16 protein-coding genes are annotated in these 21,085 nt (G+C 62.8%); 7 read left to right on the top strand and 9 right to left on the bottom strand.

Features of this window, described 5'->3' with window-relative positions; genetic code table 11:
• Positions 1-193: 193 nt before the first annotated feature.
• A complete protein-coding gene (gene acs, locus EOE18_RS00365) occupies positions 194-2,143 on the bottom strand; it encodes an acetate--CoA ligase (protein ID WP_127705085.1) in 1,950 nt (649 codons plus the stop codon).
• 214 nt (positions 2,144-2,357) lie between these two features.
• On the opposite strand from acs, the gene EOE18_RS00360 reads away from it, so the two are divergent.
• From EOE18_RS00360 to EOE18_RS00340, 5 genes are all read left to right on the top strand, one after another.
• Positions 2,358-3,845, top strand: coding sequence for a DcaP family trimeric outer membrane transporter (locus EOE18_RS00360; RefSeq protein WP_127705083.1), 1,488 nt, complete (start codon positions 2,358-2,360; stop codon positions 3,843-3,845).
• 21 nt (positions 3,846-3,866) lie between these two features.
• A complete protein-coding gene (locus EOE18_RS00355; RefSeq protein WP_127705081.1) occupies positions 3,867-5,624 on the top strand; it encodes an MFS transporter in 1,758 nt (585 codons plus the stop codon).
• A 158-nt stretch (positions 5,625-5,782) separates the two neighbouring features.
• Entirely contained in the window at positions 5,783-6,319 is a 537-nt protein-coding gene (locus EOE18_RS00350; protein WP_127705079.1) for a GNAT family N-acetyltransferase, read from the top strand.
• A gap of 443 nt (positions 6,320-6,762) precedes the next feature.
• Positions 6,763-9,162, top strand: coding sequence for a TonB-dependent receptor (locus EOE18_RS00345; protein ID WP_127705078.1), 2,400 nt, complete (start codon positions 6,763-6,765; stop codon positions 9,160-9,162).
• A 137-nt stretch (positions 9,163-9,299) separates the two neighbouring features.
• A complete protein-coding gene (locus tag EOE18_RS00340; protein ID WP_127705076.1) occupies positions 9,300-10,928 on the top strand; it encodes a M28 family peptidase in 1,629 nt (542 codons plus the stop codon).
• A 3-nt stretch (positions 10,929-10,931) separates the two neighbouring features.
• Here the strand turns inward: EOE18_RS00340 and virB11 are convergent, their stop codons facing one another.
• From virB11 to EOE18_RS00300, 8 genes are read right to left on the bottom strand one after another with little or no spacing between them, the layout of a single operon-like run.
• On the bottom strand, positions 10,932-11,867 hold the full coding sequence (gene virB11, locus EOE18_RS00335) for a P-type DNA transfer ATPase VirB11 (RefSeq protein WP_127705075.1): 936 nt from the start codon (positions 11,865-11,867) through the stop codon (positions 10,932-10,934).
• A gap of 10 nt (positions 11,868-11,877) precedes the next feature.
• Complete coding sequence (locus EOE18_RS00330; RefSeq protein WP_127705073.1) at positions 11,878-12,957, bottom strand: TrbI/VirB10 family protein; 1,080 nt, start codon at positions 12,955-12,957, stop codon at positions 11,878-11,880.
• Positions 12,954-13,703, bottom strand: a complete 750-nt coding sequence (locus EOE18_RS00325) for a TrbG/VirB9 family P-type conjugative transfer protein (RefSeq protein ID WP_164852616.1) — start codon at positions 13,701-13,703, stop codon at positions 12,954-12,956. Before EOE18_RS00325 ends, EOE18_RS00330 begins: the two co-directional genes overlap by 4 nt.
• Positions 13,700-14,854, bottom strand: coding sequence for a TrbL/VirB6 family protein (locus EOE18_RS00320; RefSeq protein ID WP_164852615.1), 1,155 nt, complete (start codon positions 14,852-14,854; stop codon positions 13,700-13,702). The genes EOE18_RS00325 and EOE18_RS00320 overlap by 4 nt, the downstream gene beginning before the upstream one ends.
• Positions 14,851-17,220 (bottom strand): VirB4 family type IV secretion/conjugal transfer ATPase, encoded by a 2,370-nt coding sequence (locus EOE18_RS00315; protein ID WP_127705068.1) that lies wholly within the window; start codon positions 17,218-17,220, stop codon positions 14,851-14,853. The genes EOE18_RS00320 and EOE18_RS00315 overlap by 4 nt, the downstream gene beginning before the upstream one ends.
• Positions 17,210-17,488, bottom strand: a complete 279-nt coding sequence (locus EOE18_RS00310; RefSeq protein ID WP_127705066.1) for a VirB3 family type IV secretion system protein — start codon at positions 17,486-17,488, stop codon at positions 17,210-17,212. Before EOE18_RS00310 ends, EOE18_RS00315 begins: the two co-directional genes overlap by 11 nt.
• A 6-nt stretch (positions 17,489-17,494) precedes the next feature.
• Complete coding sequence (locus tag EOE18_RS00305; protein WP_127705064.1) at positions 17,495-17,824, bottom strand: TrbC/VirB2 family type IV secretion system protein; 330 nt, start codon at positions 17,822-17,824, stop codon at positions 17,495-17,497.
• A complete protein-coding gene (locus tag EOE18_RS00300) occupies positions 17,821-18,411 on the bottom strand; it encodes a lytic transglycosylase domain-containing protein (protein WP_246027177.1) in 591 nt (196 codons plus the stop codon). Before EOE18_RS00300 ends, EOE18_RS00305 begins: the two co-directional genes overlap by 4 nt.
• 125 nt (positions 18,412-18,536) lie before the next feature.
• On the opposite strand from EOE18_RS00300, the gene EOE18_RS00295 reads away from it, so the two are divergent.
• The gene (locus tag EOE18_RS00295) at positions 18,537-19,931 is read left to right on the top strand and encodes a phospholipid carrier-dependent glycosyltransferase (protein WP_164852614.1); all 1,395 of its coding nucleotides are present in this window, start codon (positions 18,537-18,539) and stop codon (positions 19,929-19,931) included.
• 102 nt (positions 19,932-20,033) lie between these two features.
• Positions 20,034-20,951: an intradiol ring-cleavage dioxygenase gene (locus EOE18_RS00290; protein WP_127705059.1), complete on the top strand. Its 918-nt coding sequence runs from the start codon at positions 20,034-20,036 to the stop codon at positions 20,949-20,951.
• Positions 20,952-21,085: the final 134 nt, after the last annotated feature.

The raw sequence follows: 21,085 nt of genomic DNA, 5'->3' as shown, positions 1-21,085 counted from the left end.
TCGGGCTTGGGGGAGAGGCCCATTAGCGCCTACTACTTTAGGCTAGACTGCATAGAGGGCAAGAGGCTTGGGGCAAGAGTTTGGTTGCATATTGCGCAAAAAGGTTCCCGATCGGCAAGGTGGATGGCCCAAACGACAATGGGCCTTGCGCTGTCACGCAAAGCCCATTGCTTTAACCTATCGCCGTGTCAGATCAGGCGTGGGCCAGAGCCGGACGGTTTTCCACCAGATGGTCGACCACGGAAGGGTCGGCCAGCGTGGAAGTGTCACCCAGCGAGCTGACATCATTCTCGGCAATCTTGCGCAGAATGCGGCGCATGATCTTGCCCGAACGGGTCTTTGGCAGGCCGGGGGCGAACTGGATCACGTCCGGTGTGGCAATCGGCCCGATCTCGTGCCGCACCCATTGCACCAATTCCTTGCGCAGGGCCTCGGTCGGCTCCACATCGGCGTTGCAGGTGACATAGGCGTAAATGCCCTGTCCCTTGATCTCGTGCGGCATGCCCACCACGGCGGCCTCGGCCACCTTGGCATGGGCGACCAGCGCGCTTTCGATTTCGGCCGTGCCCATGCGGTGGCCGGACACGTTGATCACATCGTCAATACGGCCGGTGATCCAGTAATAGCCATCCTCGTCGCGGCGGCAGCCGTCGCCGGTGAAGTAATAGCCGGCAAAGGTGGTGAAATAGGTGTTGAAAAAGCGTTCTTCATCGCCCCAGACGCCGCGCATCTGGCCGGGCCAACTGTCGGCGATCACCAGACAGCCTTCGCCCGCGCCTTCCATCACCTTGCCATCATTGTCGAGCAACAGCGGCTGCACGCCAAAGAAAGGCTTGGAGGCCGAACCGGGCTTCAGCGCCGTGGCGCCGGGTAAAGGCGTGATCATCGCGCCGCCCGTCTCGGTCTGCCACCAGGTGTCCACGATCGGGCAGCGGTTTTCGCCTACCACCTTGTGATACCATTCCCAAGCTTCGGGGTTGATCGGTTCGCCCACGCTGCCCAGTAGGCGCAAGGACGAGCGCGAGGTCTTTTTCACCCAGTCATCGCCTTCGCGCATCAGGGCGCGCAGGGCGGTGGGGGCGCCATAGAAGATTTCGACCTTGAACTTGTCCACCACCTGCCAGAAACGGCTGGGATCGGGATAGTTGGGCACGCCTTCGAACATCACCGTGGTGCCGCCATTGATCAGCGGGCCATAGACGACATAGGAATGGCCCGTGACCCAGCCCACATCGGCCGCGCACCAGTAGATTTGTCCGGGTCGGTAATCGAACACATATTGATGCGTCATGCTGGCCCACACGGCATAGCCGCCGGTGGTATGCAGCACGCCCTTGGGCTTGCCGGTGGAGCCGGAGGTGTAGAGGATGAACAGCGGGTCTTCCGCATTCATTTCTTCCGGCGGGCAGTCCGTGCTGGCTGCTGCCGTGGCCGTATGCCAGTCAATATCGCGGCCTTCCACCATCGGCACATCGGCGCCGGTGCGCTTCAGAACGATCACGCATTCCACGCCGGGGGCATGGTCCATCGCGGCGTCGACATTGGCTTTCAGAGGAACCTTCTTGCCCCCGCGCAGGCCTTCATCGCAGGTCAGGACGATGCGGCTGCCGCAGTCGTCAATGCGGCCTGCCAGCGCTTCGGGGCTGAAACCGGCGAACACGATCGAATGGATCGCGCCGATGCGGGCGCAGGCCAGCATGGCCACCGCCGCTTCGGGCACCATGGGCAGATAGAGCGTCACGCGGTCGCCCTTCTGCACGCCTTGGGCCTTTAGCACATTGGCCAGACGGCACACATCCTCGTGCAGCTCACGATAGGTGATGCGGCGTTCGGCATCGGTGGGGCTGTCGGGTTCCCACAGGATGGCGACCTGATCGCCGCGCGTGGCCAGATGGCGGTCCAGCGCATTGGCGCAAAGGTTGAGCGTACCATCGGCAAACCAGCGGATGCCGAAGTCTTCTTTGTGATAGCTGGTCTGCTTCACCGTGGAATAGGGCTTGATCCAGTCGAGCCGCAGGCCATGTTCGCCCCAGAATCCTTCGGGGTCTTCCACCGATCGCGCATGCATGGCGTTATAGCCAGCCTCGTCCACCAAAGCATTGGCTGCCCATTGTGCAGGCACGGGATAAAGGCTCTCGCCCATCGCTCTTGGCTCCTCTTTATTGGTCTAGCGGGTTTGCCCCTTTGGCCATGATGCTACGCCCGAAGCGTGTCGAGGGAAAGACTATACAAAGGTCTTACGCTTCTGGGAGGAGGGGCGACTTTTGTCAGGATGGCGGACAAAGGCGATCGGCGTGATGCTCCAACCATGCCCAAGAAGCGATGAAGCGCTCGAACGGGCATAAGGAGAGAGATGTATGCCCGATCGGAAAAGGGCAGCGCTGGCATGGCTGATGGCGGCCACGGCGCTGGCCAGCACGTCTGTAGCCCATGCCTCGACCAAACCGGTGGCCAAATCCACTGCTGCCCAGCGCGAGGCTGCGTTGGTGGCCCGTCTGGAAAAGCTGGAAGCCGAAATCGCCCAATTGCGTGGGCAAGCGGCCAACGCCAAGGCTGAAACCGTGGCCGTGGCCCAAGCAGCCAGTGCTGCGGACGCCCATGCCGCTAGCGCCACGCAACTGGCGCAAAGCGTGGCCAAGGAAAGCCGCGAGACATCCACCCGTCTGGCCGTTGCGGAAAAGAAGCCGCAGCCCGAAGGCATGCGCGTGGGCAGCACCACGGTGAAAATCGGCGGCTTCCTGAAACTAAACGCCGACAGCAGCCATTATGACGGCGGCGCGGTGGCCAGCAACACTTTGGGCCGCGATTTCTATTTGCCACAAACCCTGCCCGTGGCCAGCGCCACCAGCAAGCCCACCACCGATACCGACTTCTCGGCCAAACAGACCCGCCTGTGGCTGAATATCGAGAGCCAGGTGGCGGGCCATGTGGTGAAGGGCTATCTGGAAACCGACTTTCAAACCACGGCCAGCGCCGCGCAGAATGTGGCGGGCGGCGGTAGCCAGCGCACCACCAATGGCTATACGCTGGCGCTGCGCCGCGCCTTTGTCCAGTTTGACAAATGGACCTTTGGTCAGGATTGGACCACGTTCCAATATACCGCCGCCCTGCCGGAATCGACCGACTTTGTGGGCGCGACCGAAGGCACCGTCTTCATCCGCCAGCCCTTGATCCGCTACAGCACGCCCTTGGGCAAGGGGATGACGCTGCATCTGGCCGCGGAAAATCCCGAAAGCGCCACGGCCACCGCAGGTTCGGCCACTTTGGTGGAAAATGGCACCGACCATGTGCCCGATGCGGTGGTCCGTCTGGCCTATGCCAGCGCTAAGGGCGAATTGTCGGTGGCCGGTATCGGCCGCCAAATCCGCGCCGAAGTGTCGGGGGCGGGGGTTACCACCAAGGGTTATGGTATTTCCACCGGCGCCAAATATTTCCTCAACGCCAACAAGACCAGCGACCTGCGCCTGATGGCCACCTATGGCCAAGGGATCGGGCGCTATGTCGGTCTCAATTTCTCGCCCGATGCGGTCTATATGCCCACCAGCAATAGTCTGGCCAATGTCAAGACCTTCGCGGCCTTGGCGGCGGCCCATGTGGCGATCAGCCCGACCGTCCGCGTCAATCTGATCGGCTCGATGCAGGCGGTATCCTATGACTCCAGCCTGAGCGCAGCGTCAATCGCGGCCTATAACAAAAAGGCTTGGAGCGGGGCGATTAACCTGTTCTACTCTCCGGTGAAAATGATCGATCTGGGTATCGAATATCGCCACGGGGAAAGAGAATTGGTCAGCGGCGCCAAGGGCAGCCTCGACCGGTTTGAATTTGCGGCTAAATATAATTTCTAAGATATAAGAGGGAGAGCTTTCATGTCTACAATACATGGAGTGGTCGACGACATAACGGGATTGCCCAAGCACCATACGGCAACCCATAGCGAGAAGCTGGTGATCACCGCCAGTTCGCTGGGTACGGTGTTCGAATGGTATGACTTTTACCTCTATGGCCTGCTGACCGCGATTATCGCGGCGCAGTTCCTGACCGGTCTCAATTCCACCACGGCCTTCATCATGGCGCTGCTGGTGTTCGCGGCAGGCTTTATCGTGCGCCCCTTTGGCGCGCTGGTGTTTGGCCATATTGGCGATATCTTTGGCCGTCGCTATACTTTCATCATCACGCTAGTGGTGATGGGGCTTTCCACCTTCCTTGTGGGCTGTCTGCCCACTTACAAGAGCGTGGGCGTGGCCGCGCCGATCATGCTGGTGCTGCTGCGCATGTTCCAGGGGCTGGCGCTGGGCGGCGAATATGGTGGCGCGGCCACCTATGTTGCCGAACATGCGCCCGACAACAAGCGCGGCTTTTACACCAGCTGGATCCAGATCACCGCGACGGCCGGTCTGCTGATGGCGCTGGCGGTGGTCTATGGCGTGCGCACCTATATTGGCGAGGATGCTTTCAAGGAATGGGGCTGGCGCGTGCCTTACCTGCTCTCGGGCCTGTTCCTGTGCCTTGGCCTGTGGCTGCGTCTGAAGCTGCATGAAAGCCCGGTGTTCCAGAAGATCAAGGCCGAAGGTTCGGGTTCCAAGACCCCGCTGGCCGATGCTTTCGGCAAATGGGTGAACCTGAAGATCGTGCTGGTCGCATTCTTTGGCGCCATCGCGGGTCAGGCTGTGGTGTGGTACACGGGTCAACTTTATGCGCTCTACTTCCTTGAAAAGATGCTGAAAGTGGATGGTCCCACCACCAATATGCTGGTGATGACCGCGCTGCTGCTGGCTACGCCTTTCTTCCTTGTCTTTGGCATGCTGTCCGACCGTATCGGTCGCAAGCCGATTATCCTCACCGGTTGCGCGCTGGCTGCGCTGACCATGTTCCCCGTGTTCCACGCGCTGACCAATGCCGCCAACCCTGCGCTGGCCAAGGCTTTGGCGACGGCTCCGGTGACCGTGACGGCCAACCCTGCCGAATGTTCCTCGCAATTTGACCCCGTGGGCAAGAACCCGTTTGACACCACCAGTTGCGATATCGTGAAGAACGCGCTGGCCAAGGCGGCGGTCAATTATAATGTGGTCAATGCTCCTGCGGGCACCATCGCTTCGGTCAGCATTGGTGACAAAGTGATCGTGGCGCCCAATCCCGCCCAAGTGAGCGGCGAGGACAAGAAGAAGGCGATTGCTGCCTTTACCACCGCGATTGTGGGTAAGGCCGCAACCCCTGCCAAGCCTGCCGAAGGTGGCAAGCCTGCGGTGGAAGCCAAGCCCGCTGTGGTGGGTGAGCTGACGAAGGTGGGCTATCCCACTAAGGCCGATCCTGCCCAGATGAACAAGCCGGTGGTTGTGGCCCTGTTGTTCTATCTCGTGCTGCTGGTGACCATGGTCTATGGTCCGATCGCCGCCATGCTGGTGGAACTCTTCCCCAGCCGCATCCGCTACTCTTCCATGTCCTTGCCCTATCACATCGGCAATGGCTGGCTGGGTGGCCTGTTGCCCGCCATCGGCTTTGCGATGGTGGCGGCCAATGGCGATATCTACTACGGCTTCTGGTATCCGGTGGTGGTGGCAGCGCTGACCTTCGTGTTCGGCCTGTTCTTCCTGCCCGAAACGTTCCGGAACAATATCGACGGGTAACTGCGACTAAAGTCGCCCCCCATAAACAGCCGCGTCTTGGTCTAGATCAAGGCGCGGCTTTTTCGGGTGGGGCAGGGGGACGCCACAATATGTCGCGTCTCAGGAATTTGGATGTCCTGTCCCGCAATCCCTTTCCCATAGCCAAGGGGGCTAATGCGATGACCGCCGATGTTACCACTCAAGTCAACACCGCTCACCATGCGTTTGAACTGACCACCCGCGATGGTCTGGTCATTACGGTGCGCCCTGTCGTTGAAGAGGACGAGGCCGCGCTCTCGGCCTTTTTCGATCAGGTCAGCGATGAAGACCGCCGCTTCCGCTTCTTTGCCGCTGGCGAGCATGTCAGCCATGACCAGCTCGACCCGCTGCTGCATGCCGACCATTTCCGTTCGGAAAGCTTTGTCGGTTTTGAAGCGGGCGAATTGGTCGCCTCGGGCCTGCTGGCCTGTGATGGCAAGCTGGACACGGCCGAAGTGGCCGTATCGGTGCGTGCCGATTATCGCGGGCGCGGCGTGGGCTGGGCGATGCTGGACCTGTTGGCGCAGGAAGCCGAACGCAGGGGCGTGCGCCGCGTCATCTCGATCGAGAGCCGCGATAACCATGCCGCCATCGAACTGGAGCGCGAAAAGGGCTTCACGCCCGAGGCCTTTGAGGGCGATCCCACGCTGGTGGTGCTGTCCAAAACCTATCGTTAAATCCATCACGCGGTGATGGAAAGGCAAGGCCCGGTCGGCGGAATGCTGGTCGGGCCTTTGCTTTTTGGCGGCGCGCGTTCTTGCCTTTGTCACACTGGGGCGTCTGATTCGCCTGTTTGCCCGTGCTGGCGGGCTGGATAAGGGCTGCTTTGTGACAGGGGGCTGTCATTTTTACTGTGGCAAAAATGCCATCATCTGCCCCAAATCAGGAAATCTATCGTCTGATCTTGCAGAGGGCTTTGTCGGGAATCCCCGAAAAACAGCGCTTTTGGCGGCGTGAACGCCACGGCCTTTCAAACCTTAACGCCATTTCACAGAACTGTCACACATGCGTCAATAAAGCGTCATCAAACCCGCCTAGTGCCCGCCTCAACGCCAAGCCGCTCGGGGCAAACGTCCCTTTCGCTTCTTCCTTTCCGGGCGGTGGCTTTCATGGGGGTTTTATGAAGTATTCCTCGCAACTGTTTACCGCCGCCAGCGTGATGGCGCTGATCGCCTCGCCCGCTTTTGCCGATGAAGCAGCTGCTCCTTCGGGCGGTCTGACCGAAATCGTGGTGACCGCCACCAAGCGCGAAACCAGCCTGCAGAAGACGCCGATCTCCATCTCTGTGATGGACAATGAAGAAATCAAGAAGCGTCACGTGCAGAGCCTGATGGATCTGGGCGATGGCGCTGTGCCTTCGCTGCGCGTTGCGCCTTTCGAAGCCCGCGTGTCGGCGCTGACGATCGGTATCCGTGGTATCGTTCCTCTGGACGCCAACCAGCCCGCTCGTGAGCAGGGCGTGGGTATCTACATCGACGGCGTGTATCTGGGTCGCCAGCATGGCATCAACGCCGCGCTGTTCGACGTGGCGCGTATCGAAGTGCTGAAGGGTCCTCAGGGCACGCTGTTCGGCCGCAACACCGAAGGTGGCGCGCTCTCGATCGTGGCCAAGAACCCCTCGGGCCAGTTTGGCGGCCGCATTCAGGGCGGCATGGGTAACCTCGGCTCGCACAACACCGAACTCCACGTTGACCTGCCCGAATACAAGGGCTTTGCCGTCAAGATCGACGCCATCACCCAGTATCAGGACGCGATCACCAAGAACCCGATGGCCGGTCAGGTCGGTTGGGGCTATTATGACCGCAAGGGTCTGCGCGCTGCTGTGCGCTGGAAGTCGGACAATGGCATCACCAACGATTTCTCGTTCGACGTGAGCCAGGACAAGAACACCCCCTATTACAGCCAGCTGCTGAACTATAACCCCAACGGTTGCGTTGCCGGTGCGGCCACCGCCGCCTGCACTCTGCCGGGCACCAACTATGCCACGCTGACCGGCACCGTGAAGGCTCTGCCCAGCATCGTGCAGATCAACGGCAGCAGCCTGATGCGCACCGCCGACATCGGCGTGCCGCAGCAGCCTTCGGTTGACACCACCCGCGGCTTTACCAACAGCCTGAAGTGGAAGGTTTCGTCCGATCTGGAACTGCGCTCGATCACCGCATGGCGCCGCGTGACCGCCACGCAGTGGGATAACTCGGGCGGCGCACACCGCGTTCCCGTGTACAGCGCCAGCGGTTCGTTCAGCCGCTATTCGCTCGCCAACCTGTGGCAGTCGCAGTTCAGCCAGGAATTCCAGGCTGTGGGCACCGCCGGCAAGCTGGATTACGTGGCTGGCCTGTTCTACTTCAACGAACATGTGAGCGACAATGCCGCCACGCCTTCGTCGATGGTGTGGAACGCCGATGGCACGGCTGCTACCGTGAACACCAACGTGTTCACCAACCCCTTCGCCTCGATCGACCGCGCTTCGGAAGTATGGTCGAAGAGCTATGCCGCTTTTGGTCAGGGCACCTATCACTTTGCGGATAACCTGCACCTGACGGTCGGTGGCCGCTACACCCGCGACCAGAAGAAGGGCGTGCTGCACATGTTCCGCAACGTCAATTATGACGTGAACACCGCAGTTGCCGCCGCCAACGGCTATTCGCCGCTGAACAAGACCTGGAACCGCTTCAACCCGATGGTCACGCTGGCCTATGATCTGGACAGCAACGTTCATGGTTATGCCAAGTTCGCGACCGGTTACCGCGCCGGTGGTGCCTCCTCGCGTACCGCCAACTATCTGGCCTTCAACCCCGAAGACGTGAAGTCCTACGAACTCGGCCTGAAGTCGGACCTGTTTGATCGCAAGCTGCGCATCAATCTGGCCGCCTATATGATGGACCGCAAGAACAGCCAGGTCGACGTCAGCTCGATCCAGACGGACTCGGCAACCGGCACCAGCATCAACATCCTCAAGACGCTGAATGCTTCGGCCAACACCAAGATCCGCGGTATCGAACTGGACGTGACGGGCAAGGTTGCCGAAGGCCTGACCCTGACCGGTTCCTATGCCTATACCTACACCCACATCCCCAAGATCTACATCCCCGAAACGGGCGTGTGGCAGCAGTTCTACATCGTTTACACCCCCCGCAATGCGGCGTCGGCCTCGGCTGACTACGAAGTTCCGGCCGGTGGCGCTGGCGCTGTGATGAAGTTCCACATCGACGCGAACTACTCGCAGTCGACGCAGGCCTTCGACCAGTTTGCCACGCATAACGATGCCTCGCTGGTGTTCAACGGCCGCTTCGCGGTTGCCGACATTCCGGTGCGTGACAATGGCCAGAAGCTGACGGTGACCGTGTGGTCGCGCAACATGCTGAACACGCAATATGTGTTCCGCCGCGACCCCTCGAACAGCCTGCCCGGTTCGCCCACCACCAGCACTGTCAATGGCAGCATCAACAACGTGCTGGGTGATTATGGCAACTTCAACGCGCCGCGCACCTTCGGCATCGACGCGTCGATTAGCTTCTAATCCAGAATAGGCGCCCATTAACAAGGCGCCTGTTTTGAACAATTCCGGCAGGGCAAGTAGGCAATTTAGCCCGCTTGCCCTGTCTTTTTTGTGGTTCTAGGCTGGCGGTATTGTCTCGCTTTACAAGGTCTGGCCCCATGCGCTTTGCTCGGTTTTCTTCGCTCGCTCTGGCATTGGTGGCATCCCATCCGGTGATGGCGCATACCAAGCCTGATACCCTTGCCTCTGATGTCATGGCCGCTCAGGGTGAACAAATATGGTCCTTTGTGCGCGAAATCGCCAGCGATGCCTATGAAGGGCGCGCCTTGGGTACACCTGGCTATGACCGCGCAGCGGCGCTGGTGGCCGCGCGGTTCAAGGAGTTGGGGCTGAAGCCTGCGGGGACACAGGGCTATTTCCAACCCATCGATTTCGTTTCGCAAAAAGTGGTCAATGCGCAAAGCGCGATCACATTGGTCGGGCCTGACGGGCAGCGCTCGCTGAAACTGCCGGAAGAGGCCTTCATGAACGGGCGGCATGATTATTTGCCCGCTCTGGACAATGTGCCGCTGGTGTTTGTTGGCTATGGCCTGTCCATGCCCGATCTGGGCGCAGGTCATGATGATTTTGGCGGCGTGGATGTGCGCGGCAAGGTGGTGGTGGTGATCACTGGCGGGCCGGATGATGTGTCGGGCGCGCGCAAATCCACTGCCCGTTCGGAACGTATCCGCGTCCTGATCGAAAAGGGCGCGCTGGGGATGATCAGCCTGACCACGGCCAAGCAGATCGAGATCCCGTGGTCGCGCCAGATCGGCCTGTCGTCCCGCGCGGCGATCATGCTGCGTGATGGGGCCGCGCGCGATGCGAAAACACCCTTTTTCTCCGCCAGCATCAGCCCCGAGATCAGCGAGGCATTGTTCGCCGGATCGGGGCACAGCTATGCCGAAATGGCCGCGCTGGCCGATGCCTCGCGCCCGCTGCCCTTGTTCGATCTGGCGCAAAAGATTTCCGCCCGCGTGACAAGCCAGACTGTGCCGCTGACCAGCGCCAATGTGGCCGCCATCCTGCCGGGCAGCGACAAGGCACTGGCGGGGGAATATGTGGTGGTATCGGCGCATCTCGACGGGCTGGGCATCGGCGAACCGGTCAATGGTGACCGTATCTACAATGGCGCCTTGGACAATGGCATTGGCGTAGCCAGTGTTTTGACCATTGCCGGTGATCTGGCCAAAGCGAAAAAGCCCCCGCGCCGTTCTGTGCTCTTCCTGATCCCCACGGGGGAAGAGGCGGGCCTGTTGGGCGCACGCTATTTCGTAGCCCATCCCACCGTGCCCAAGGCCGCCATGGTGGCCGACATCAATTTCGATATGCCGCTGCCGATCTTCCCGCTCACCAGCGTGACGCCTATCGGCTATGAGGAAAGCACTTTGGGCGCGGCGGCGCAGGCGGTTTCGGCGCGGCACAAGCTGCCGGTGGTGCCCGATCCCCTGCCGGACCGGAATGTGTTCATCCGTTCGGACCAGTATAATTTCGTGCGTGCGGGCATTCCCTCGCTGTTCATGAAGCTGGGCTTTGCCCGAGGCACACCGGAGGAGGCAGTGGAAAAGGCGTGGCGCGCCAATATCTATCACTCGCCCAAGGATGATGCGCAGCAGCCGGTCAACACGCGCGATGCGGCCCGCTTTGCCGATTATGTCGCTGATCTGGTCAAGGATGTAGCCAATGCGCCGGAACGTCCGCAATGGCACAAGGACAGCTATTTCGCGCAATTTGCAGGCGGGAAATAGCGCCTAGGCTTTGAGCGCGGCGATGTCGGCAATGCGCCTGCCGGTGCTGTCGCGCTCCAGATAGACTACCGCATCCACCACTTGCGCGGCATAGGCCAAAGTGTCGGCGCGGCTGAGGCCAAGGCCCGCCTGCATCACCATTAGCGCCAATTGCTCCAGCGCGCCGGAGCAGGAATTGGCGTGGATGGTGGAAAAAGAGCCGGGGTGGCCGGTGTTGACTGCGCGCAGGAAAGTGACCGCTTCGGCCCCGCGCAATTCGCCCAGCACGATGCGATCGGGCCGCAGGCGCAGCGCCGCTTGCAACAGATCATTGGCATCCACTTGCGCCTCCCCCATGCCCCCGCGCACGGCGATAAGGCCCAGCGCATTGGGCTGCGTCAGACGGATTTCGGGCGCGTCTTCCACCAGCACCACGCGCTCCCCGCGCGGGACTTGGGCCAGCAGGGCGTTGAGGAAAGTGGTCTTGCCGCTCGACGTGCCGCCCGCGATCAGAATGGTCGCCCGCGCCGCCACCGCCTTGCGCAGCCAGCCTACCGGATCGGCGCGGTCTGGCGGGGGCAGGCGCGCCGTGGGCAGGGGCAGGCCGCCCTGTGGCTGCCATGCTTCAAGTGGCGTTTCCACCAGACGATGGCGGCGGATGGCCATGGCCCAACCCGACCGCGTGGCCGGTGGCCCCACAATCTGCACCCGCGCGCCATCGGGCAGGGTCGCGCCCAACAGCGGGCTTTGCCGGTTGATCCCCTGCGCGCTGATCCGCGCCACCTGTTCGGCCAGTCGCTGGATCAGCCGGTCATCCACGGGTGCTTCGTGACGCTCCATGCCTAGCGCGCCTTCCACCCAGACCTCGCCCGCGCGATTGACCAGAATCTCGCTGACATCCGCGCGGTCCAGCCATGGGCGGAACGGGGCCAGATAGGCTTCAAGGAAAACGCCGCTCATGGTTTTGGGCTCATGGTTCCACGTTGGCAAAATCTAGATCGCGGGCGGTGAACACGCGGATCGGCTGGCCCAAGGCGACCCGGACGGTGGGCGGCACCTTGCCATCATTTTGCGCCGCCACCGATGCCGCGCCCTGACTGCCCGAAGAGATCACCACGCTGGTGCCATTGCCCGTCATGGCCCCCGCGCCCGACAGGATCGAGAGCAGGATGGCCGCGCTGTAGCGTTTCATGAAATGGCTATCGACCTGCCCCGACAGGCCCGAACGGCCGGAAAACTCAATCGCGGGCGAGGCGAGCATGACGCTGACCCCATCGGGCCGGATCAGCCTTTGCCACACCACATAGACGCGGGTCTGACCCGCCTGCAGCCCGCTTTTATATTGCCCAATCAGCCGCGATCCGCGCGGGATCAGCACGCGGCTGCCGTCAAAGCCGCGAATGTCCTGACTGACCACCGCGCGGGCATAGCCGGGCAGATCGCTGTCAATCGCGGTTTCCAGAATGGCGGGGATCAGTGTGCCCTGCGCCACGGTTAGCGCGGGCTGCTCCATACGCGTGGCGCTGACCGTTTCGACCGCACCATGACCGAGGCGGGCGCTGAAAGCCTCGTTTTCGTTCAACATCGGCTGGGCCGAGCCAGCGGTTGCGGGCGCGGCATGGGGGACGGCTTCGCGTGGGTTGGTCTGGCTGGCGGGGGCATCATAGACCAGTGTGACCGGATTACCCACGGCAGGTGCGGTGGTGGCCGTCAACGTTACAGGCGCGGGATTGGCCGAAGCGGGCGGCAAGGTCATGGCCGCCTGTTGCGCCGGTGTCACCGGCGGCGGGGGAGGCGCTGGGGCTGGCGTTTCACTCGCCACAGGGGCGGCGGCAGGGCTGGGCGCGCTTTCCGGTAGCGGGGCAGCAGGTTGGCGCAACATGGCAAAGGTCAACGCGCCCAGCGCCAATGCGATGGCACCACCGGCCACCAGTCCGGCCTTGTCGCTGCGCCTTGCGCTTTGGGCCACCACGGGGAAACTGTTGCGACTGGCCTGTGCCAGATCCTCGGCCTCCATCGCTTTGCGCGGATCGGGGGGCAGGGGCGTCATGGCTGGCCTCCACTGGCAGGGACAGCGGTGATGGCGTCGGGCGATAGTGGCTCGGGCATGGTTTCAGGCGCCAGATTGGTCAGCCGTGCCTGTTTCTTGCCTGCTTGCAGCAGCAGGACGTCGTGCCTGCCGGCCACCACAATATAGGGGCCGGACTGGCTGGTGTTGACGGGGCCCGCGCCTTTGCCATCGGGCGAAGGCTCCAGAATGACTGGCAGCGCGGCCTTGTCCGGCCATGCCAGATAGGTGGACTGCCCATCGTCCAAGACCATCGCGGGCAACAGGCTTTTGTCGCCGCTGGCTTTCCATGCGAAGTTGAGCCTTTCGGTGGCGGGGCGCGGGGCAGTGGGGTTGGGTTGCGGCGCGGGGCTTTCGGCAGGTTGGTTAACAACCGGCGCGGGATAGGCAAAGCGCAGCAAATATTGCGCCCTTGCCGCCACATGCAGTGCGAAGAGATAGCTGCGCTTGTCGGTCACCACGGTCATGTTGGTGATGGGGGCTTTTGCACTGGCCGGTTTGACAAAGACCAGATTGGCGCGGCGGTTGGGCGTGACTTGCCATGCGGCGCTGTCGCCGATGGCGATGTTTTCCACATGCTCGTCATCGGCAAATTGCACGGTGGTTTCAAAGCCGGGGCGGGTGTCGACCAAGGTGATAGTATCGGGTTCATAGGCGCGCAGGGCGACACGCGGATCGGGTTTGGGATGGGCCAGCAGACCGGCGGCCAGCAAAAGAGGGGCGATCATACAGAAGGCTTTCGGGTAATTTGGCGTGCCAATTGCCTTTGGCGCGAGGCTGCGCCTTGCCCCGACGCGGGCAGGGCAGGCGCGGCCGCATGCGCCCCGCGCGCGGGCGCCATGGGCAGGCTGAGCGGGGCAGGCATCGGCACGGCGGTGGCGGCCAGAATGGCGCGGATGCGGCGGTCGGTGGCGGCTGCGGCGGGTTGCGGAGCAGTCGTGCTTTGCGCGATGGTTTGCATGTTTGGCGGGGCGGGTGGTGCGAACCGGTTGCCCCACAATGGCGACGACAATTGCTGATCTTGCGCCCCTTGCCCCCATGGCAAGCGCCAGCCTGCGGTCAGCATGGCGGTGACTTTCAGCGCCAGCACCATCAGTGCGCTATGGATGGTGGCGGCCAGCAGCACAGCGGCGGCCTCCTCCATGCTGATGCCATTTTGCGCCATGCTGCGCAGCATGGGCGTCAGAACCTCGGTGACCCCCGCGCCCAGCAGCACCGCGAACAGCGGCACCAGCGCAAAGCCGACCGCTGCCTTCAGCCAGCCTTCAAACAGGCCGCGCGTGCCGCCAAAGATGGACAGCACCACAAACACCGGCCCCAGCGTCAGCAAGACCGCCAGCACGATCCTGCTGGTCACCAACACACCGACCGAGCCGAGCATCAGCACCAGGGCGGAAAGGTTGAGTAGATCGGCGGGTTGGATACCCTTGGCATCGCCTTGCGCCTCCTGCGCGGCGCGGGCGGCGTCCATCAGGACGCCGAACAAGCCATCCAGCCTGACCGCCAAAGCCTGCGCTGCTGATCCGCGCAGCCCTAGCATTTGCGACGCCAGCCAGTCCGGCCCGTTGGCCAGCAGGGTCCAGACCGTCTGGCTATAGGCCATCCATGATGTGGCAAATGTCAGCGCAAGGCCAAGCGTCATCATGCGCGGGGTGAGGGTGGAGAGCGAAAGGCTGGCCCGCCCGCTCATCAAGCCCAAGGCCAGCAGCGCGACATAAAGCGTGAGCGCGAGCGTAAGCGCGCCGGTGAGCGCGCCATGGCTGCCCAGCAGGCGGGCAAAGCCGGTGGCACTGGCCTGCGCGGTCATACAATCCAGCCCGCGCAGCATGGCGCCCAAAGCAGGCTGGCCATCGGCGGGGATCAGGGCGGGGCAATTCATGGGGCTTCCTCCGGCCATGGGGTTCCGGTGAGCGCTTCAAACCATTGCGAGGGATGGTCCCCTCTTTCGGCGCGCAAGGCATCGAGCCGCCTTGTGCTGCCCTCCCGCCCGGATAGCACCTCCAACAGATCGGGATGGCCCGACAGGTCAAGGCGCACCACCATGGATTCGCGCGCACGCCGTACCAGGAAACAGCGGCTAGATGCGGGCAGGGCCCGGATCAGTTCCACCTCCTGCTCGGTTAGCGCGAAGCCATCGGCATAATCCTGGGTTCGGGCGCGGGCATTGGGGGTGAAGATCATGGTGGCGGTCTGTTCCACCAAGGCTGTGCTGATCGCGCTATCGAGCGCATCTCGCGCACTTTGCGTGGCAAAGCCGACCAAAGCATTGCGTTTGCGCAGCGTTTTGAGCCAGTCGCGGATGCGCGCCGCGAAGACCGGATCGTCTAGCGCTTTCCAGCCTTCATCGATGCAGATCATGGTTGGCTGGCCATCCAGCCTTTCCTCGATGCGGTGGAACAGATACATCATCGCCGGTGTGCGCAGCACAGGGCTGTCGAGCAGGGCGGTCATGTCAAAGCCGAGCAGGCGCTGCGACAGGTCGAGCCGGTCCTGTTCATGGTCGAACAGCCATGCATGCGGGCCATCCTGCACCCAAGGGGCAAGGCGACTGGCCAGATCGCCCGCCTGTGGCCTGTGCCGCCCCGCCAGCAATTCGGCCAGATGGCGCAGCCGGCGCAGATGGGGCGGGTGATCAAACAGGGCATCGACGGCCTCTGCGATCACTTCGGCCTCCTCCGGCCCTTCGGCGGTCAACAAACAGGCCAGAAAATCGCGCAGGAAGGCGCGGGTTGGCGCGCTATCCGCCATGGCCAGCGGGTTGAATCCTGTGGGCTGGCCCGGCGTCAGTCGCGCATAATGGGCTCCGCAGGCTCGCAGGAAAATTTCCGCCCCGCGATCCTTGTCGAACACGATGGTGCGGGGGGCATGTTTCTGCGCCTGTGCGATCAGGAAATTGAGCACCACCGTCTTGCCGCTGCCCGACGGGCCGATCACGGTGAAATTGCCCAGATCCGCCCCGCCGGTATCACTGCCATGGAAATTGAAGAAATAGGGCGTGGCGCTGGTGGTGGGCAGCAGGGCGATGGCTTGGCCCCAATGGTTACCCTCGGCCTGCCCCAGAGGGAACCCATGCAGCGAGAGAAAACCTGCCGCATTGGTGCTGGAAATCAGCGCGCGGCGGGCGGCATAGGCTTCATTGCCGGGGAATTGCGCCCAGAAGGCGGGCTCCATATTCACATCCTCTCGCACCGCAATCGCGCCTGCCTCGGCCAGCGCATTTTGCGCGGCGGCGGCGGCTTGCTCCAATGCGCCAAGGCTGTCGGCACGTATACAAACCGACAGGTGATGGTCGCCAAAGCCGGCGCTGCCCATGCCCAGAGCGTCGCGGGCGGCCATCATCTGTCCGCGCTCGGCAAAGGCTTCGGCATCGGCGGAACGGATGCGGCGGATGGCCAGATCCATGCGTTCGCGCGCCAGCGTGCGGTCGGCAGGGGCATAGGTCTGGGTGATGGTCAGGGCATGGGGCAGGCGCAGCAAAGTGTCGAGCATGCCCGCCTCGGTGGCTTCAGGATAGTCCTTCAGGCTGAGCATGGCGGAAAAGTCGCGGGTTCCCGCGCGGCGGGTTTCGATAGCGTCCAGCCCGAAGGACACGCGGGCATAGGGCAGATAGTGCCCCAGATCGGGGGCACTACCGCAGGCCACTTGCCGCCATTCGCCATTATACAGCGCGGAGAGCAGGGCCAGAGGCTCCGAAATCCGGCCATGCCTTGTCAGTCGCCGCGCGCCATAGGCGGATAGTCCCGCCAGCAGCGCATCGCAGGCTGCCGACAATTCGCGCAAGACACCGCCATCGGGTTGGTTGTCGCCTGAACGGCGGGTGATCCGTTCCAGCAGGCCCAGCTTGCCACGCGGCGGGCGGCGCAGGATGGTCAGATATTGCTCGTTCACAAAAAGGCGCTGGGCGGACAGCGATTGCCGCCAGCGCGCATCGAGCAGCGCGGTGAAAGGATTGGGGAAAGTGGCGTCCAATCCCGCCTCCACCGGACGGCGCACGACATGGTGATAGACCACAAAGCGCGAATCCAGCGCCGAGCGCAGCAACAGGTCGCGCAGGGCCAGCATATGGTCCAACTGGCCGGTATCCTCGGTTTCAAAGGGCAGGCCGGACAGATGGATCACCTGCATCGCGCTACCGTCGCGCAGGGCGATGGTCGCATCATTCACATGGCGCGCATAGGGCAGGCGGTCGCCCGCACGGGCTTCACGCGGGGCCCATGCAGCAGGGCCTTTCCATTTAGGGCGCATAGGAGTTGCACCCCCAGCGCCGCCAATTGCGGACCCGCGCGCAGCGGCTCACCTTGGTCAGCCAGATGTCGAAAATGCGCGGTTCGCGCAAACAGGCGACATAGCCCGCGCCATGCACCAGCAAAGCCACCGGCAGCGCCAGAAAGCTGCGGGTGATCAGAAAAGCCTCGGTGGTGATGGCCATGTTGAGGATGAAGAAAGAGAAGGTGACCCCTCCAAACATCTGGGGGCGGGTCAGCGCGCGGAAGACGGGGGCTCTGGCAGTCATGGGCGCTTATCCGCCTGCGGCAGACTGGATGCCCGACACGATCGCGGCCGAGCCAAACAGGATGAAGCAGCCAACAATTACCGTCGCGCCAAACCGCCAGTCTAGGCGGCCGGTCAGCATCATGAAGCCTACCATGGCCACTGCGATGACGGCGACGGTGGTGGCCACTTGGCCCATCAATGTCCCCTGCAACCACATCATGGCCGAGACGATGGGGCCTGAACCGGCGGGGCCAGAACCGGCGGGGCCAGCATGGTTCTGGGCGATGGCGGCCTGCGGGATGGTAGCGGTCAGCGCGGCGGCGGCGCGCCAGCTATGGCGGAAACTTGCCTTCATGGCGTCTTGGCTCCTGTTGCGGTGGAGAGTTGGAAACGTTGGGTGATGGCTCGGACATAGGCCTGCGTCTCGGCGATGGGCGGAATGCCGCCTGCCTGCTCCACGCGTTTGGGGCCCGCATTATAGGCGGCCAGCGCCAATGGCAGGTTGCCCCCGAAATGGTCGATCTGTTGCCGCAAATAGCGCGCCGCGCCATGCAGATTGGCGGCGGGGTCATGGGGATCAACGCCAAGCGCCCTTGCCGTGGCGGGCATCAATTGCCCTAGCCCTATGGCGCCTTTGGGTGAAACAGCTTGTGGGTGCCAGCGGCTTTCCTGCCAGACCAGCGCCTCCAGCAGGGCAGGCGGCAGGCCATGGGCGGCGGCGGCCTGCGCGGCAAGCGGGGCCAGATGGGTAGGGGCGATCGTCTGGCGCGGGGGAGGTGGCGTTGGGACCGCCTGCGCTGCTTGCCATTCCACCTTGCCCGCATTGCGCCGCCACAGGGTCGCGCCATCCTCGCCCACTTGCAGCACATCGGCGCAGGCAGAAGGCGCCGCCCACACAGAGGCAGCCCAGATCACAGGGGTAAGGAGAAGGTAAAGTCGCACCTCATGACGATGCTTTCGCACTGTCTCGGGCGAATTGCGGGAGATTTGCGGGCGCCGCGCGGGCCTGCAACAAAGCTGAAATGCGCCGCCATCGCCGCGCCAAATGGCATGGGCAGGCTGGGGGCATGGCTGTTTCCAGACCTTTCCTCATTCGCCTCTTGCCTGTGTTGGCGGTGATGGGCGTGGCTGCTTTCCTGCTGCTGTGGGACTTGGGCGCGGTGAGGCAACCGATCTGGGACGAGAGCTATTATCTGGCCTCCACCGCGCGTTACCATGAAGGCCGCCTGCAGTTTGCTTCGCATCCGCCGCTCGGCTTGCTGCTGATCGCTCGGGGGGATCGGTTGGCGGGCTGGAATGCCGGTGTGGATTGGCGCGGGATCGCGGGGCAGTTCAGCGTGGCGGCGCGTGATGTGCCGCAGGGTTTCGATTTTGCGGGCCTGCGCATCGCCAGTGCCTTGGCGGGCGTGGCGGGGGCGGGGCTGTTCTATGGCTTGATGCGGCAAGTGGTCGGCAGGACCGAGCCTGCCATGCTGCTGTCCTTCCTCTATCTGGCCGATCCGGCTTTGCTGGTGCAGATGCGGGCGGGGCATCTGGACGGGTTCCAGATCGCTTTTGCGCTGCTGGCTATGCTGGCTGTGCTGCTCTGGATGGAGGCGCGGGGCTGGCGCAAGGCTTGGGGCTGGGCGGCGCTATGCGGCGGGGCGGTGATGGCGGCGGCTTTGGTGCGGGCCAATGGGGCTTTATTGGGCGTGTTATTGCCCTGCGTTGCCTTGTTGCGCAGGCGGGGGGCGCGCGAAGGTCTGGGGGCGCTGGCTATGGCGGCTTTGGCTGGGTTGGCAGTGCTGGTGGCGGTCTATGCCGCGCATCTGGCCGCATCGCCATTGTTGCCTGATGGCCGAACTGTGGCGGGCAGGCGCGATCAGGCCTATGTGTCCGCTACCTACGCCCAAGCGCCCGATGGTATGGTCCGTCTATGGGCCGCAATTCAGGATCAGCGCGCTTTTCTGGCGCAGGATCTGGCGGGGATGACGCGGATGGATGGCAATGGCTCGCATCCCTTTGGCTGGCCGCTGGGTTTGGGCAGCATCACCTATCGTTGGGATGCAGGGGATAGCGAGGTCCGCGTGCTGGCGCTGGTGCCCAATCGGGGCGCGTGGTGGCTGGGGTTGATCGGCCTCTGCGGCGGCGTGGCTCTGGCCTTGCGTGGGGACAGGGTGGCTATTGTCTGTCTGGCGCTGTGGATGGCGCAAATGACGGCGCTGTTCTGGCTCGACGGACAGAGGGTGCTGTATCTCTATCACTATTTCCTGCCTTTGATGGCCAGCTATGGCCTGTTGGCGCGGCTGTGGCGACAGATTGCGCTGGCGCCAGTGGCGGGCTGGGTTGGCTGGGGTATCGTGTTGGCGGGCTTTGCCTTGATCGCGCCGGTAGCGCTGCATCGCGCGTCCTCGCCTGCGTGGTGCCGGATGGTGGCGCCCGATTGCGGGCCTTTCACCAGAGTGGCTGCAACAAAGCCGTAAAACCGGCGCAAACTTGCGCGGCAAGGAGATAAGAAAGGCGCTGGCGGTGATAAAAAATATGCCGATCTTGCGCTAAAGCCGAAAGGGAGTGCGAATTTATCTATGGATGACAAGGACACCGCAGGCCACGGTTTGGCCCATGACCTACCCGCTTTTGAGCGACTCTTGGGTCGGCGGCGTGCGCTGGCCTGGTTGGCCTCGGCGGGCAGCATGGGAGCGCTGGTTGCTTGCGGCGATGGCGGTTCGGGTTCGGGGGCTACTTCCTCCAGTTCGTCTTCCTCCTCCTCCAGTTCCTCTTCCTCCAGCAGCAGTTTATCGAGCAGCTCCAGCTCCAGTGCAAGCTCCAGCAGTGCCACCACCAGTTGCGTGGCCGATCCCACCGAAACCAATGGCCCCTATCCCGCCGATGGCACCAATGCCTCCAGCGGGGCCACGTCGAATGTCCTGTCGGTGTCGGGTGTGGTGCGCTCCGACATACGTTCCAGCTTTATCAACTCCACCACCACCGCGTCCGGTGTGGCGGTGACTTTGACGCTGCGTCTGGTGGATGTGTCCACTGGATGCTTGCCGATCGCGGGGGCGGCGATCTATATCTGGCAGTGTGACGCACAGGGGCGTTATTCGCTCTATTCCTCTGGCGTTACAGGGGAAAGCTATCTGCGCGGGGTGCAGATCACTGATAGCAATGGCGAGGTGACCTTCACCACCATCTATCCCGGTTGCTATTCGGGCCGCTGGCCGCATATCCATTTCGAAGTGTTCCGCAGCGGGCTGGGCAGCAGCGCCACGGGGCGCACCGCTTCGCTCATTTCGCAATTGGCGATGCCTGCGGCGAATAATGTGGCCGTGTTCAACGGCGATTCGCGCTACAGCGCCAGCATCGCCAATTACAATGCCATCTCCATCGCCACGGACAATGTGTTCAAAGACAACACGTCGGCCCAGATCGCCCAGATGACGCCTACGCTATCGGGCAATATCACCGACGGATACACCGGCAGCGCGGTGATCGGCATTTAGCCTTGGGGTCATACGCTGCGGCAAAAAGCGTGAAATACCTCTGCCAAGCAGCCTGCCTAGATTTTTGGACATAAGAGCGGTGGTCGGGGCCAATGGGGTCTGGAGCCGACCGCCCGGTTCAAAACAAGGTGGCG

It is taken from the genome of Novosphingobium umbonatum (assembly GCF_004005905.1).
Classification (GTDB): Bacteria; Pseudomonadota; Alphaproteobacteria; order Sphingomonadales; family Sphingomonadaceae; genus Novosphingobium; species Novosphingobium umbonatum.
This window is presented reverse-complemented; position numbering and strand designations above follow the sequence as displayed.

Coding starts and splice junctions, on each gene's coding strand:
- acs (WP_127705085.1), bottom strand. CDS start 2,143: ATGGGCGAGAGCCTTTATCCCGTGCCTGCACAATGGGCAGCCAATGCT.
- EOE18_RS00360 (WP_127705083.1), top strand. CDS start 2,358: ATGCCCGATCGGAAAAGGGCAGCGCTGGCATGGCTGATGGCGGCCACG.
- EOE18_RS00355 (WP_127705081.1), top strand. CDS start 3,867: ATGTCTACAATACATGGAGTGGTCGACGACATAACGGGATTGCCCAAG.
- EOE18_RS00350 (WP_127705079.1), top strand. CDS start 5,783: ATGACCGCCGATGTTACCACTCAAGTCAACACCGCTCACCATGCGTTT.
- EOE18_RS00345 (WP_127705078.1), top strand. CDS start 6,763: ATGAAGTATTCCTCGCAACTGTTTACCGCCGCCAGCGTGATGGCGCTG.
- EOE18_RS00340 (WP_127705076.1), top strand. CDS start 9,300: ATGCGCTTTGCTCGGTTTTCTTCGCTCGCTCTGGCATTGGTGGCATCC.
- virB11 (WP_127705075.1), bottom strand. CDS start 11,867: ATGAGCGGCGTTTTCCTTGAAGCCTATCTGGCCCCGTTCCGCCCATGG.
- EOE18_RS00330 (WP_127705073.1), bottom strand. CDS start 12,957: ATGACGCCCCTGCCCCCCGATCCGCGCAAAGCGATGGAGGCCGAGGAT.
- EOE18_RS00325 (WP_164852616.1), bottom strand. CDS start 13,703: ATGATCGCCCCTCTTTTGCTGGCCGCCGGTCTGCTGGCCCATCCCAAA.
- EOE18_RS00320 (WP_164852615.1), bottom strand. CDS start 14,854: ATGAATTGCCCCGCCCTGATCCCCGCCGATGGCCAGCCTGCTTTGGGC.
- EOE18_RS00315 (WP_127705068.1), bottom strand. CDS start 17,220: ATGCGCCCTAAATGGAAAGGCCCTGCTGCATGGGCCCCGCGTGAAGCC.
- EOE18_RS00310 (WP_127705066.1), bottom strand. CDS start 17,488: ATGACTGCCAGAGCCCCCGTCTTCCGCGCGCTGACCCGCCCCCAGATG.
- EOE18_RS00305 (WP_127705064.1), bottom strand. CDS start 17,824: ATGAAGGCAAGTTTCCGCCATAGCTGGCGCGCCGCCGCCGCGCTGACC.
- EOE18_RS00295 (WP_164852614.1), top strand. CDS start 18,537: ATGGCTGTTTCCAGACCTTTCCTCATTCGCCTCTTGCCTGTGTTGGCG.
- EOE18_RS00290 (WP_127705059.1), top strand. CDS start 20,034: ATGGATGACAAGGACACCGCAGGCCACGGTTTGGCCCATGACCTACCC.